Source organism: Phytobacter sp. MRY16-398 (genome assembly GCF_003925915.1).
Classification (GTDB): domain Bacteria; phylum Pseudomonadota; class Gammaproteobacteria; order Enterobacterales; family Enterobacteriaceae; genus Phytobacter; species Phytobacter diazotrophicus.
Genome location: NZ_AP018756.1, coordinates 3,624,943 through 3,638,957, shown reverse-complemented (window position 1 = coordinate 3,638,957; position 14,015 = coordinate 3,624,943). Strand labels below are relative to the sequence as shown.

12 protein-coding genes and 1 pseudogene are annotated in these 14,015 nt (G+C 49.8%); 11 read left to right on the top strand and 2 right to left on the bottom strand.

All coding sequences use genetic code 11. From position 1 onward, the window contains the following. The first annotated feature begins 3 nt into the window (after positions 1–3). From MRY16398_RS17830 to MRY16398_RS17785, 9 genes and pseudogenes are all read left to right on the top strand, one after another. Positions 4–342 carry a phage tail protein gene (locus MRY16398_RS17830; RefSeq protein WP_041852387.1) on the top strand — a complete coding sequence of 113 codons (339 nt, stop codon included), beginning with the start codon at positions 4–6 and terminating at the stop codon, positions 340–342. Between the two features lie 55 nt (positions 343–397). Beyond that, complete coding sequence (locus MRY16398_RS17825; protein ID WP_125124927.1) at positions 398–1,135, top strand: phage minor tail protein L; 738 nt, start codon at positions 398–400, stop codon at positions 1,133–1,135. A gap of 1 nt (position 1,136) precedes the next feature. Further along, positions 1,137–1,853, top strand: coding sequence for a C40 family peptidase (locus MRY16398_RS17820; protein WP_125124926.1), 717 nt, complete (start codon positions 1,137–1,139; stop codon positions 1,851–1,853). Next, entirely contained in the window at positions 1,847–2,464 is a 618-nt protein-coding gene (locus tag MRY16398_RS17815) for a tail assembly protein (RefSeq protein WP_125124925.1), read from the top strand. Before MRY16398_RS17820 ends, MRY16398_RS17815 begins: the two co-directional genes overlap by 7 nt. Before the next feature lie 52 nt (positions 2,465–2,516). After that, positions 2,517–6,206: pseudogene (locus MRY16398_RS17810) on the top strand (TipJ family phage tail tip protein); the annotation flags it as partial. Positions 6,207–6,935: 729 nt separating this feature from the next. Then, entirely contained in the window at positions 6,936–7,280 is a 345-nt protein-coding gene (locus MRY16398_RS17805; protein ID WP_125124923.1) for a hypothetical protein, read from the top strand. A 51-nt stretch (positions 7,281–7,331) separates the two neighbouring features. Then, entirely contained in the window at positions 7,332–8,471 is a 1,140-nt protein-coding gene (locus tag MRY16398_RS30985; RefSeq protein ID WP_232034347.1) for a tail fiber domain-containing protein, read from the top strand. A gap of 159 nt (positions 8,472–8,630) precedes the next feature. Next, entirely contained in the window at positions 8,631–9,053 is a 423-nt protein-coding gene (locus MRY16398_RS17790) for a translesion error-prone DNA polymerase V autoproteolytic subunit (protein ID WP_125124922.1), read from the top strand. Positions 9,054–9,055: 2 nt separating this feature from the next. Then, positions 9,056–10,321, top strand: coding sequence for a Y-family DNA polymerase (locus MRY16398_RS17785; protein ID WP_125124921.1), 1,266 nt, complete (start codon positions 9,056–9,058; stop codon positions 10,319–10,321). Here MRY16398_RS17785 and MRY16398_RS17780 read toward each other — a convergent pair. Further along, positions 10,314–10,817, bottom strand: coding sequence for a GNAT family N-acetyltransferase (locus MRY16398_RS17780; protein ID WP_125124920.1), 504 nt, complete (start codon positions 10,815–10,817; stop codon positions 10,314–10,316). The two genes, MRY16398_RS17785 and MRY16398_RS17780, sit on opposite strands and share 8 nt — an antisense overlap. Before the next feature lie 32 nt (positions 10,818–10,849). Further along, positions 10,850–11,521, bottom strand: a complete 672-nt coding sequence (locus MRY16398_RS17775; protein WP_125124919.1) for an SOS response-associated peptidase — start codon at positions 11,519–11,521, stop codon at positions 10,850–10,852. A gap of 785 nt (positions 11,522–12,306) precedes the next feature. On the opposite strand from MRY16398_RS17775, the gene MRY16398_RS17770 reads away from it, so the two are divergent. Both MRY16398_RS17770 and MRY16398_RS17765 read left to right on the top strand, forming a co-directional pair. Next, positions 12,307–12,798: a hypothetical protein gene (locus tag MRY16398_RS17770; protein ID WP_232034346.1), complete on the top strand. Its 492-nt coding sequence runs from the start codon at positions 12,307–12,309 to the stop codon at positions 12,796–12,798. Positions 12,799–13,220: 422 nt separating this feature from the next. Beyond that, positions 13,221–13,439: a hypothetical protein gene (locus MRY16398_RS17765; RefSeq protein WP_039078747.1), complete on the top strand. Its 219-nt coding sequence runs from the start codon at positions 13,221–13,223 to the stop codon at positions 13,437–13,439. Positions 13,440–14,015 lie beyond the last annotated feature (576 nt).

Here is a 14,015-nt window from a genome sequence, read left to right as displayed (position 1 = left end):
GCGGTGACAGATACATTTACCTGGCGTACGCGCAAGACGGCACAGGGAACTGAAAGCGTCCGAACACTCCAGGCACAGTTTGGTGACGGATATAAACAGGTCAGCGGAACGGGGATTAATGATAAGTCCGAAACATGGGATCTTGACTGGACGGGAAAACGAAGCGATGCCGCAGTACTGCGTGCGTTTCTTCTTTCTCACGTCACCACGTCTTTCTGGTGGACCAACCCCTGGGGAGAGAAAAAGCTCTACCGGGTGAAGGCTGATTCATTCAGCGTCTCATTCCCTTCCGGAACAAAAGCGACGGTAGCATTCAAGTTTGAGCAGGCATTTGCGCCCTGATCTTTTCGTCCCCCATTAACTGCTGCCTCAGGGCAGTTTTTTTTATGGTGAATTTATGAGCTTTACCAGCGACATACAACAACTCGAGCCCGGTAATCTTATCCAGCTTATTGAGATTGACGGGACAGGTTTTGGCATGGAAAACGTACTGCGCTTTCACGCTCACAATATCCAGGAAGAAGGCTGGGCATCATTTGCTGGTGAAAATCTGCCGGCAATTATGTGGCAGGGAAATCAGTACGATCCTTATCCCTATGAGCTGAAAGGGGTGGAGCTTTCCAGCGCCGGTTCGCAACCGACACCCACACTCTCTGTCGGGAATGTCGGTAACTACGTGACAGCGCTGTGCCTTGAATATGATGACCTGGTTAAGGCCAGGGTTAAAATCCACACCACGCTGGTTAAATACCTCGATGCGGCTAACTGGATTTCCGGGAATCCTGCCGCTAACCCGAACGAAGAGCGGGTACAGGTATTTTATGTTAATGCCAAAAAAGCCGAGACCCGGATTCAGGTTGATTTTGAGTTGTGCTCTCCCTTCGATATACAGAGCCTGCAGTTACCCTCCCGACAGATAACCCCTGTCTGTACCTGGTGCCTCCGGGGGCTGTACCGGAGTGGAACGGGGTGTGATTACGCCGGAACGCTGTATTTTCTGAAAGACGGCACCCCGACAACCAATCCCGCGCTGGATGTCTGTGGAGGACGACTCCCTGACTGTGAGGCGCGTTTTGGCCCCGGAAATCCTCTGCCGTTTGGCGGGTTTCCGGCGGCAAACCTGCAGGGTAAATAATATGCGCGAAAAACTGATGGCGGCCATTCGCGAACATGCCGCTGCGGAATATCCCCGTGAATGCTGCGGTGTCGTCGTTCAGGCGGGACGAAAACAACGTTATATTCGTTGTGAAAATATCTCTGATAAACCAGAAGGACATTTCACCCTCTCGCCAGCCGATTATTTAAATGCCGAAAAACAGGGTGAGATTATTATGGTTGTTCATTCGCACCCGGATGTGGCTCAGTTAATCCCCTCAGAGACTGACCGTATTCACTGTGATCACTCGGGGCTGGAATGGGGCATTATTTCATGGCCGGAGGGTGACTGGTGTACGTTTTCCCCGCGCGAAAATCGTGACTACACCGGACGACCCTGGGTACTCGGTCATGCGGATTGCTGGGCGCTAATCCGTGAATACTATCGTCGCGAGTTTAATCTTACTCTCGGTGATTACTCTGTCCCGCGTGAGTGGTGGAATAACGGAGAAAAACTGTACGATGATAACTGGCAGTCAGAAGGCTTTATTCAGGTTGAATTAAATCAGATGCAACCCGGCGACATTATTATGATGCAGCTCAGCGCCCCCGTAACCAATCATGCCGCCATCTGGTTAGGTAACAATATTATTCTTCATCATTCTTCCGGCAATCTTTCTGCCCGCGTTCCTTACGGTCAGTATTATCGTGAGCGTACAGTCAGAATTGTCAGGCATAAGGAACTCATGAAATGCTGAAAACGCTGACGCTTAAAGGTGTGGTCGCAAAGAAATTTGGCAGGGTTCATCGCTTTCACGTTGCTGACATTCGCGAAATGCTTCGGGCCATGTGTTCACAGGTGCCGGGTTTCAAAAAATACATGTCCAATGCGCACCACAGCGGCGTGCGCTTTGCCTTTTTCCGGGATGGTGAAAATATTGGGGTGGAAGAGTTTGAACTCACGTCCACGGCCAGCGAATTTACCATGATGCCAGTTACTGAAGGTGCCAAGCAGGGCGGTGTTCTCCAGATTGTTATAGGCGCGGTGGCGCTGGTTGCCGCATTCTTCACTGCTGGTGGCTCACTCGCCCTGTGGGGAGCTGCGATGTCAGCCGGTGCGATATCCGCCACGACAGTCTTAACCGGCATCGGTCTGTCCATGATGCTGGGCGGCGTGGTGCAGATGCTGACACCTCAGCCCAAAATTAATATCGGCGCCAGCAGTAGCACAGACAATAAACCCAATTACGCCTTCGGTGCACCTGTGAATACGGTGGCGATGGGTTACCCGGTTCCGCTGCTCTATGGGAAACGTGAAATTGGCGGGGCAATCATCAGTGCCGGGTTATTCTCCAGCGATCAGCAATAGGCACGTTTGTTCAGGTACAGCCGCCGCCGGGCGGCTTTTTTATGGGTGAATTATGCATATTCAGGGCAGGAAAGGCGGGGGCGGTAGTGCACATACGCCAGTTGAAGCACCTGACGATCTGTTGTCGACCGCAAAATTAAAAATGCTGCTGGCCATCGGCGAAGGCGAAATTCAGGGCGAACTGACGGCTCAGCAAATTTTTCTCAATGATACGGCGCTGGCTAACGCTGACGGCAGTTACAATTTCTCCGGTGTAGTCTGGGACTGGCGGCGTGGAACGCAGGATCAGACGTACATTCCGGGGATGCCGGAAATAGATAATGAACTGGCTGTGGGTGTTACGGTCACTCAGTCTGTACCCTGGACCCGCCAGTTTACAAACCTGACGCTGGACGCGGTTCGTATCAAGCTTTCCCTCCCGGCTCAGTACCGGTACAAAGACAACGGCGACATGGTGGGCACCGTGACGGCTTACGCAATTGATTTGTCCACTGACGGTGGTGCCTATCAGACCGTGGTTGATGCGACGTTTGACGGTAAAACCACCTCTGAGTACCAGCGCGATCACCGTATTAATCTGCCAGAAGCCACCACCGGATGGGCTGTTCGTGTCCGACGGATCACGGCAGATTCGACTGGCAACTCAAAGCTGGTGAATGCGTTTAAGGTATTCTCATGCGCCGAGGTCATCGACAGCAAACTTCGCTATCCGAATACCGCCTTACTCTATATTGAAGTGGATGCGAGCCACTTTAATGGGAGCGCCCCTAAAGTGACCTGCGTCCCTCTGGGCCGCCGGATCCGTGTGCCGTCAAACTACGATCCTGTTACCCGCGAAAGTTCCGGTGCATGGGCAGGCGACTTCAAATGGGCATACAGCAACAACCCGGCATGGATTTTTTACGATCTGGTGCTTGATAAGATTTTCGGCATGGGCAACCGTGTGGATGCTTCCATGATTGATAAATGGGAAGTCTACGCCATTGCTCAGTATTGCGATGAAAAGGTATCTGACGGTGCGGGCGGTACTGAACCGCGTTTTACCTGTAACGTTTACATCCAGAGCCAGCAGGATGCATACACCGTTCTGAAAGACCTGGCTGCAATATTCCGGGGCATTACGTTCTGGGGTAATGAACAGATTTACGTCAACGCTGATGTTCCGGTGGCAGATCTGGATTTTGTTTATACCGCCTCTAACGTGGTGGATGGTCTGTTTAACTACGCGGGTGGCTCCTATAAAAACCGCTACAGCTCCTGCCTGGTGTCATGGTCTGATCCGCAGAACCATTACAGCGACACCATCGAGGGCGTTTATGACAGCGATCTGGTAGCTCGTTACGACATTAATCAGACGCAACTGACTGCTATTGGCTGCACCTCGCAAAGTGAGGCGCACCGCAGGGGGCGCTGGGTACTACTGTCCAACGCAAAAGACGGCACAATCTCGTTTAACGTCGGTCTTGACGGACATATTCCGCTGCCTGCATCCGTTATTGGTGTTGCGGACCCGTTCCGCGCCGGAATGCAGAATGGAGGGCGAATCAGCGCGGTAAACGGCAGGAATATTACGCTGGATCGCGCTGTTGAATATGCGTCCGGTGACAGGCTGGCGCTGAATCTCCCCGACGGAACAACGCAGACGCGTACCATCAGCGCGATCAGCAGCGATAAAAAGACCGTCACGGTCAGCACCGATTACCGGATGGCTCCCGTTGCTGGTGCAGTGTGGGCCATTGACAGCGACAGGCTGGCTATTCAGCAATTTCGTGTGACGTCCGTTGCTGCAAATGACGACGGTACATTTAACGTGTCCGGTGTTCAGCACGACCCCAATAAATACCGCTTTATTGATGATGGTGTGCGGATCACGCCTGCACCGATTACGGTAACGCCGGTTAATGTGCTGCCTTCGCCGAAAAATATACTTATCAGCCAGACTGATTTTATCGATCAGGGGCTGACGGTCGCCAGCCTGAACAGTACCTGGGACAAAGTTGATGGTGCTGTCCGGTACCAGGCGCAATGGCGCAAGGACAATGGCGACTGGATTAACGTTCCGGTTGCCAGTGCCCAGGGCTTTTCCGTTCAGGGCATTTATTCCGGCAATTATGATGTGCGAGTGCGTGCCCTGAATGCGCAGGATTCGTCGTCGCCCTGGGGTTATGCCGATACGACCCACCTGACGGGAAAAAATGGTACACCGGGCACGCCGCAGTCACTCCTTGCTTCAAATGATGTGGTCTGGGCTATCGACATTACCTGGGCGTTTCCTGACGGATCCGGTGACACTGCATACACCGAACTACAGCGTGCCACCACGGACGATAAGGCAAATCCCGAATTGCTGACGCTGGTGCCTTATCCGGCGGCCAGCTATCAGCACGGGCCAATGCTGGCAGGCGTGCGGCAATGGTACCGTGCACGGCTGGTGGACAGAATTGGCAATGTCGGCGAGTGGACCGCCTGGGTAATGGGGCAGTCATCGGTTGATGTCAGCGCCATTTCTGCTGAGATTCTTGAGCAGATGAAGGACACTGCGGTATTTAAAGAAATCATCGAAAACGCAGTTGAAACCAGCAAAACTGTTGCTGACCTCGCCACGGCAATTATCCAAAACGCCGACCAACTGGCGGCGGCAGTGGGTGCGAACCGGCAGACGGCAGAGGCCATCATTGGTAATGCACTGGCCATCGCTGATGTTGTCGTAAGACAGACGGCGCAGAACGGCGCAAACAGTGCATCATTCACTCAGTTGCGGGAGGTGATCGCCACTGAAACACAGGCCCGCGTTACGGACGTAACGCGCCTGGAGGCGAAAACCGACCAGAATGCTGCACAGGTAACGCAGCTCACGCAGGCGCTCGCCGATGAGACGCAGGCCCGCGCGACGGCGGTTGATACACTGACGGCGCAAACGGAGGACAATACTGCTAACGTAACCCAGCTCACACAGGCGGTGTCCACCCTCGACAGCGCTACCGCTTCCCGTTTCGACGAACTGTCAGGGAAAACGGCTAACGCGGCTGGTGGGGTGCAAAACACGGCGGTGGCGTTGATTGAGAACACACTGGCGCAGGTGAGCCAGCAAATGAAACAGAGCGCTCAGTACATCGATAACGTCGCAAGTATTCAACGCGTTGAGAACGTAGTAGCCAGCGGCAATGAGGCTACAGCGCAATCATTGCTCCAGCTCCGCACGGATGTGGCGGGGAATACCTCGACTATAAACAGTCTGTCTCAGTCCGTATCTAATTATCAGCAGGCATCTGCCACTCAGATAAATTCGTTGAGTGTGACGGTAAACGGTCATACCTCGTCTATTGCCACGAATGCCCAGGCATTAGCGGATATCAGCGGCAACCTGAACGCGATGTACTCGATAAAAGTCGGCGTGGATTCAAACGGGCGTCAGTACGCGGCGGGGATGGGGATTGGTGTGCAAAACACGCCTGCTGGAATGCAAAGCCAGGTTGTCTTCCTGGCTGACCGCTTCGCTGTTATGTCTCAGGCAGGAGCCGCCGTCACACTGCCGTTTGTCATTCAGAACGGACAAACCTTCATTAACGATGCATTTATCCGTGATGCCAGCATTCAATTCGGGAAAATCACCGATTCATTGAAGTCTGATAATTTCGTTTCTGGTCCTGGTGGCGCCGGGTGGAATCTGCCAAAAAGTGGCAATGCTGAACTCAACAACGTAACGGTGCGTGGTAACGGAGAATTCACCGGGAAAATAATAGCGACGAGTGGGACGTTTAAAGGCACAGTTCAGGCTGAATCATTTATCGGTGATGTGGCTGTGGGGCAGACGTTTAGTGATATTGAGGGAGATAATGTCACCCGAAATTTTGTATACACCGATTCCGGTAACCTGCCTGGTGAAAAACACGTAGTAGTAATGGCGCTGGTTAAGGTCCAGTTGTCTGCGACTGAAGCCGGTGCAGGCGTTACTCAGACACATGGGACGGCGATTCTCACCATTGGTGGGTCGAGCAGAACCATTGACGTTTATACCCCACCAAATACTGACAGATCGCGTCCTACGTACGTCACGGTTATGCACAGCGCCCGCGTGACCGGACAGACGGTGAATTGTTCGATTCAGATGCGCAGTGATAATTCGACATACCATGCGAACGTTGGTATTTATTCCCCGACAATACACGTATCCAGAGGTTCCGGTTCGTTCACTCAATCCTGATTTCAACCCGCTTCGTGAGCTGACCCCTTGAAATTGTAGAGGTTCTGTATGACACCAACAAAACATGGCAACGTGAAAGCATTCGGGTGTTAAATGTTGAACCAAAGTTTGTATTTAAAGGGGCGTCGAAAAAAGTTGATAGCAAGCACTTTCCACCTTAGAAAGGGAAAAATGTTAATTTGCATATAGTATTCAAAGCAAAATAAATACCAGTGCTTGTGATAGTCTACCTTGAAAAATGGTACCACTATTTTTTGCGAGGGAATTGTGCATAAGAAATTATTTTTATTTATTACTATCTTCGCTCTATCTGGCTGTGTGAACATTTACACATATCGAGAAGATTACAAGCCTCTTTATACCTTCTACAGCTCAAAACCAGCACAGGATGTACAGGAATGTATCCTGTCAGAATGGCAACAACACCCGCTTGGGTATCCCGTGACACATCAGAAAACAGGTAAATATTTTAGCGTACTTGGCGTCAGTGATAATGCTGATTCTTATGAGGAAAATGGCAAGACTGTAATTAATTTTTACTCGCTAAGGGGCTCACTAGATCCTTGGCGAGGTATAAAAAAAAGAACGGAAGCCATAAAACGCTGCCTGTAAAGTTTAAAGATGAACCCTGCTCCGGCAGGGTTTTTTATATCTGGAGAACACATGATTTACACAACTGGCACCATAGCCATAAGCGGTAATACGCTGACGGGTACTGGCACGAACTTTACAGCAGCAGGCTCGTTACTCCGCGTTGGCTGCACTCTGGTCACTCTGGCAAACCCGGTACAGGTATTCCAGATAACGGCAATCAACAGCGCCACCCAGCTCACCATAACGCCAGCGGCGAACCCGGCAATTGCAGCGGGTACCGCTTATGCCATCCTGCTGAGCGATAGTCTGAGCGTTGACGGCCTGGCTCAAAACATCTCTGAGACGCTGACGCTGTATCAAAAAAATATGAGCGGTTTCGCCGACGTGATGAACGGGGCGGGTGACGTCACTATCACAACAAACGGTGTAGCCGTCACGGTTCCCGGCCAGAAGTCGCTGGCAAAAAAAGGGGCTAACTCAGATATCACTTCTCTGAACGGGCTAACAACACCGCTCAGCCAGGGGCAGGGCGGGACGGGATTAGCAAGCCCGTTTGGCACCGTCACCGGGTCGTTTTGCCAGGGTAATGATTCGCGGCTGAATTCGCTGGATCGGAAAACTGGCGGAACCGTACTGAGCACAACACGACTAATAAATGAATCTGCCGGGAGTGTAAACCAGGAGACTCCACATATGGAATGGGGGTATGGCGGATCATTAACGCCGCATAAATCCGTTGCATATCACTATGTTTCTTCGACGTTCTCTGGGTTTTATTTGAACGTTATCGCGGGGCCGACGGCGTCATTTTTTGGGTTTAACTCTACAGGCTCGGCAACAGCGCCGGGGTCGTGGATTTCAAACTCTGATGAGCGCCTGAAAACTAATATAGAACGCATTGCGGACCCCCTGGAGAAAATGCAGGCCATTCGCGGTGTTTCGTGGAAACGTCTGGATGGCATCTCGCCTGGCATCGGGTTCATTGCTCAGGAGGTTCAGTCCGTATTCCCGGATAACGTTTTTGTCACTGGCAACAGAGAGCTGGACGACGGTACCGTAATTAAAGACGTTCTAAGTCCTGACACTGCGGGTGTTGCAGCAGCGCTGCACCATGAGGCGATTCTGGCTCTGATGGCACAGATAGACGCACTGACCGCACGCGTTGAAGTACTGGAGTCCAAAAAATCTGACGAGCCGGTAGCAGGGTAACCAGAGGCCTGAAAATTTACACTCCATCTAAGCACTTCATTCAAACGGTGCTTTAACGCAAACTGCTCAATCTTCATTCACCCACAAACGAAGCGCTATCTTGATCATTTGCGCTTAAAAAACTACTGTATATAAAATCAGTAATAGTGGGTGTGTCGTATGCAATTCATCAAACCAGCCGATTTTCCGCGCGCAGTTGTCGCGCTACCTTTGTTCAGTGACCTTGTTCCGTGCGGATTTCCGAGTCCCGCAGCGGATTATGTTGAGCAGAGAATTGATTTGAACGAACTTCTCATTCATCACCCCAGCGCGACGTATTTCGTCAAAGCCAGTGGTGACTCGATGATCGAAGCTGGAATCAGCGAAGGAGATTTGCTGGTGGTGGATAGCTCTCGTACTGCTCAGCATGGCGATATCGTCATTGCTGCGGTAGACGGTGAATTTACAGTGAAACGACTGCAACTCCGGCCAACGATTCAACTGAATCCAATGAACAGCTCATATCAACCGATTCGAGTGACAAGCGAGGACACGCTCGACATTTTTGGAGTGGTGACCTTTATCGTGAAAGCGGTGGGTTAACCTTGTTCGCGCTCTGTGACGTCAATTCGTTTTACGCGTCCTGCGAAACCGTGTTTCGACCTGATTTGAAAGGGAGACCAGTCGTTGTTTTATCAAATAATGACGGTTGCGTAATAGCCAGGAGCGCTGAGGCGAAACAGTTCGTTGTAATGGGCGAACCTTACTTCAAACAGAAAGATATGTTCAAAAAACACGGCATCGTCGCGTTCAGTAGCAACTACGAGCTTTACGCAGATATGAGCAACCGGGTGATGACGACGCTGGAAGAAATGAGCCCTCGCGTAGAAATTTATAGCATTGATGAAGCATTTTGCGACCTGACCGGAGTAAGTAACTGCCGGGTGCTGGAGGAATTTGGTCGGGAGATTCGTGCCACTGTGCTGCGGCGCACTCACCTGACAGTGGGTGTCGGAATCGCACCAACAAAGACTCTGGCGAAACTGGCGAACCATGCCGCCAAAAAATGGCAAAAGCAGACTGGCGGGGTAGTTGACCTGTCAAATGTTGATCGCCAGCGGCGGCTGATGGCCCTGGTTCCGGTTGAGGACGTCTGGGGAGTGGGGCGACGAATTACCAAAAAGCTGAATGCGATGGGGGTCAGAACAGCCCTCGATCTGTCCGAACAATCCACTTGGGTAATAAGAAAGCATTTTAACGTGATGCTGGAGCGAACCATCCGGGAGCTACGCGGCGAGCCATGTCTCGAACTGGAGGAGTTCGCACCTGCTAAACAGGAAATCGTATGCTCTCGTTCATTCGGTTGCCGGATAACTGACTATGAAGAGATGCGACAGGCCATCTGCAGCTATGCGGCCCGCGCTTCTGAGAAGTTACGCAGTGAGCACCAGTACTGCCGGTTTATTTCTGCGTTTGTTAAAACTAGTCCGTTCGCGCTTAACGAACCCTATTACGGTAACAGTGCCTCAGTGAAGCTGCTGACGCCAACACAGGACAGCAGGGACATAATCGGCGCGGCAACGCGTTGTCTGGACAAAATCTGGCGTGACGGTCATCGGTACCAGAAAGCCGGAGTTATGCTGGGCGACTTTTTCAGTCAAGGCGTAGCACAGTTAAATCTGTTTGATGACAACGCACCGCGTGCCGACAGCGAACAACTGATGACTCTGCTGGATCAACTCAATGCAAAAGATGGGAGAGGAACTCTCTATTTCGCCGGGCAGGGAATCCAGCAGCAGTGGCAAATGAAGAGGGAAATGCTCTCGCCGCGTTATACGACGAGATTTTCTGATTTACCGATTGTTAGATGATGGCATTTGCCTCACGAAACAAAGATCGCTTGCCAGTAGGTGAAGTGCTTAGTGTTTTAAAGCCCCTACGGTGCAGCATGTCTGCCATTTGGCTGGAGTCGAAGAAACAAGTTGCTTGAAACGGATGCTGAGGATAGGCAGTAAGCCACTCATCAAGTATGAGTTTAGCAAAGCCTTTCCCTCTGAAATCCGAATTGATATTAACGGCGCGAATTTCGAGGACTGGTTGGTCAATTGGTCCACGAGCAACCATTAACCAAATGAAACCGATCTGCTTTTCATCTACCTCACGGATCAGAATATACAAATAATGCCCTGTGTATTCTCCTGATTCACCACGCCTGATTACGTCCCTTAATTGTACTTCTAATACTTTGCCTTTTCGCGGATCGAGAAATTCTTTCGAAAAATTGCCGGTTTTAGCTCCCTTAGTTAACTCATCCATGATAAATGGCATGTCTTTGAGAGTGACAGCCCGTTGATAATAACCAGCCATGCACTGGCCCTCCTTATTGGCAATATTAAGGCTTATGATATAGGCATTATGAGGCCAGAACTTTGATTTTTTACGTTCCCAACAGAGCGATCTACGGCATGCCATGTAAAGTGGTCTGCTGGAACAGCCCCCTCGGCTGCGATTCTTCCCGCCTCCTTCCCACCAATATCCTGTCGCATCCATTCCATGGCCGCTTCCGGCGTCAAAACCAATGGTCGCCGATCGTGAATATCTACCAGCCCCTTATCCGCCGCTGCTGTCACAATCAAAAATCCCTCTTCTTCATCGCCACGTTCGAACGGTGTGCTTCCAATGCAGGCCATAAAGATTGGATTGCCGTCGGCGCGGTGAATGAAGTAGGGCTGTTTCTTGTCACCTTCCTTTTTCCATTCAAACCAGCCGTCAGCGAAACAAATAGCCCGACCATGCTGCCATAGTGGTTTAAACATCCTGCTGGTGGCTGCTGTCTCGACGCGAGCATTAATCAATGGTGCTTTATCCCACCACCCGGGAGCGTAACCCCAGATTACAGGATCAAGATGTAGTTTCTCGTCGCGTTCACTGAGTAGGAGAACTTTCGTGCCGGGAGCGACGTTATACCGGCCAATCGGCTCGGGGTCATAAGCTATGTCGCGTTCGGCTTCTTCCGCTAGGTATACCAGATATTCTTCACGAGTTTGAGCCTGGGCAAATCGTCCGCACATATGCACCTCCAGCCAGTTAGAGTGAAAGTATAGAGGAAGAGAAAAATGCGGCGCGTACCCGTAAGCGGATTAAGATTCAATAGTAGTTCGGAATGTAATTTTTTGGCTCTAATCAATAAGCAGTCGGGGCAAGCTTTAGAAAATTAACACGGGCCGAAAATAGGTTATTTCAGTGAAAAAACCACACTAAGTTTGTCCGATTTTGGTCCGAATATGTCCGAATTACTTAGCAACTTGCTGATTTTAAAAGGGCACAAACACACGCTTGATTGGTTAATTAATGCGCAGATTGCCTATTAACTTATTGAAAATAAAGGGTTGTGATATATCTGGGCGAGAAAAGGAATCGTATTCGGTCTTTTTTTGGCTCTTAGTTTCCCAAAAGAGCCAAATCAGGGCATACAGAAAACAGTCAAAATTCCCTGCATACGATCTAAACCATAACATACTCTGCACCGCGGGCGTCCAGGTATTTTTGGGCATTTTAAGTTCTTATAGCCAGAAGACGTTGCGCGAAATTCTCGTCCCGCTCCTTAACGATAGGTCAACAGCGCCATTCCTGTAGGTTGAGACGTTCTGCTATGGGGCTCGCCCCGACCGTCTGGCATGATAAGCGCGGCCTCGATGTTGTGATGATGATTCGAAATCTGGTAAGTCGTGCTGCTGTGGAAAGGCAGCGCATCAGAAAATTCATTTGCGCGGCGTTAACTCTTGTTAAAAAAATTTAATTATCAGGGCGCCATGGCCGATAAGGTAATCAGATTTTTTAAGGGACTGAACATGTTATGAAAACAAAAATGATATTACCCCTGGTTTTATCACTTATTTCGCAAATGGCGCACAGTCACGATGAGTTGATAAATAATGATTTAAAACAATCAGTTGTGAATTTTTTCAAACGTGCTGCAGGTGACCCTAAGGGGTGTGATTTTTTTAGGGAAGGATTTGCAAAAGATCCAAATAATCAGCAGACGAAAGCATTGATGACAGGGTTTTGCGATAGTGAAATTGATTTTACAAAACCAGTATCATTCTCTGAGGTGTCGAAACATGTATCTGAGGGGCATCCTTATGTCTGTGGTGTTATCTCAGGGGAGACGAACCCTGGACGAAAAATAGGCGTACGATTCATTACTGCAGAACCCTATCATCTGGTTATTGGCTTTAAATACTCACGCCGGCCCATTGCATATAGCGGTAACGACCAGTTCACGATTGATGAATATCATCGACAGATCGAGACCTTCAATAAGCTCAACAGCGAAATTTGTAAATAAAAATCCCTCAGGAGAGGGAAATCCGCTCTTCTCCTGAGGGAAGCAATTGCTTGAAAGCTAATAAATTCTTCGTTACGACCCTTAGTTTGCTAATTATAAAGAATATATGCTTTGAGAATCGTCCTGGTTTTCATTAAGCAACTATTAGCCAGCTATAGTCATTGCATCCATGCTTCATTATTATTCCCTGGTAAGCTTCATTCACCGCTCTGTCCGAGCGGTTTTTTTTGCCTGAACAAGCGTTAGACAGCAGGCCTGGCTGGCAAAGTCTCGAAGAGAAATGGGGGAGCGGTGAGTGGGTTTCCATAATGGCGCTGCCGCTTTCTCCTTCAACCTTGTCATGATGCCTGAACATAACAAGAGACGATGACCGAAAGGCTGTGCTAATGTCGTATGCAATTTAAACAACTGAGGATAACGACATGAGCAAAGATGTTGTGGTAATACTCCCCGGTGGAAAGGTCGATCACATCTCGGTGGCGGACGACCTAAAGAAGGTCAGCTACAGAAATGATCAGCGCTCCTTCCTTGATATGCCGATCGAAACGTATGTGCTGGATGGCAAAGAGTTCCTGATAGCCAAGTTTTCTGAATTAGTCACTACGCGTGAAACTGAACAGGCCATTCGTCAGTTTTATTAACCTGCCACCAACAACTGGATTAAACCGTGGTCTGTACGGGAAAATGATTTTCCCGTGTTCTGCAGATGGCGCATAAATTATTTTGCACGTGTTAGAAAGGCCTCACGTCGAGGCCTCACATCAGGAGGCTTTTTTAGGCCATCTCCGTCTGACTGGAATACAGGCTTTTGCCGTAAGACGTGAACCACACCCTGAACAAATTGCACCGTGAGGGTAATTTTTATCCGGGCAAAATTGCGTGAAAAAAAACGAATTTCCTTTGCAGACAGGACAAACGAATTTTAAGGTTGGAATAGCCCCTCCGGGCCGTTAAATGGAAAAACCACAGTAGCATGAAAAAAAAGCCTTGAAAGATATATCGTTACGTTTTGGCCGTATCATCTCGTTTTTTACTATATGAATGCGCTGCATCAATTTGTGTGCTGACCAGCAGAACCGCGATGCGCGCCAGACAAGAGCACGTTATTGGTTGAATGTTGGTGTGGAGATATTTAGTAAATAATAGGAATAAAATAATAATTACTGGCAATGAAAATGAGAATAAAAAAGGTATTGATACCAACAGTAATAACAAAG

Coding starts and splice junctions, on each gene's coding strand:
- MRY16398_RS17825 (WP_125124927.1), top strand. CDS start 398: ATGAGCTTTACCAGCGACATACAACAACTCGAGCCCGGTAATCTTATC.
- MRY16398_RS17820 (WP_125124926.1), top strand. CDS start 1,137: ATGCGCGAAAAACTGATGGCGGCCATTCGCGAACATGCCGCTGCGGAA.
- MRY16398_RS17815 (WP_125124925.1), top strand. CDS start 1,847: ATGCTGAAAACGCTGACGCTTAAAGGTGTGGTCGCAAAGAAATTTGGC.
- MRY16398_RS30985 (WP_232034347.1), top strand. CDS start 7,332: ATGATTTACACAACTGGCACCATAGCCATAAGCGGTAATACGCTGACG.
- MRY16398_RS17790 (WP_125124922.1), top strand. CDS start 8,631: ATGCAATTCATCAAACCAGCCGATTTTCCGCGCGCAGTTGTCGCGCTA.
- MRY16398_RS17780 (WP_125124920.1), bottom strand. CDS start 10,817: ATGGCTGGTTATTATCAACGGGCTGTCACTCTCAAAGACATGCCATTT.
- MRY16398_RS17775 (WP_125124919.1), bottom strand. CDS start 11,521: ATGTGCGGACGATTTGCCCAGGCTCAAACTCGTGAAGAATATCTGGTA.
- MRY16398_RS17770 (WP_232034346.1), top strand. CDS start 12,307: ATGAAAACAAAAATGATATTACCCCTGGTTTTATCACTTATTTCGCAA.
- MRY16398_RS17765 (WP_039078747.1), top strand. CDS start 13,221: ATGAGCAAAGATGTTGTGGTAATACTCCCCGGTGGAAAGGTCGATCAC.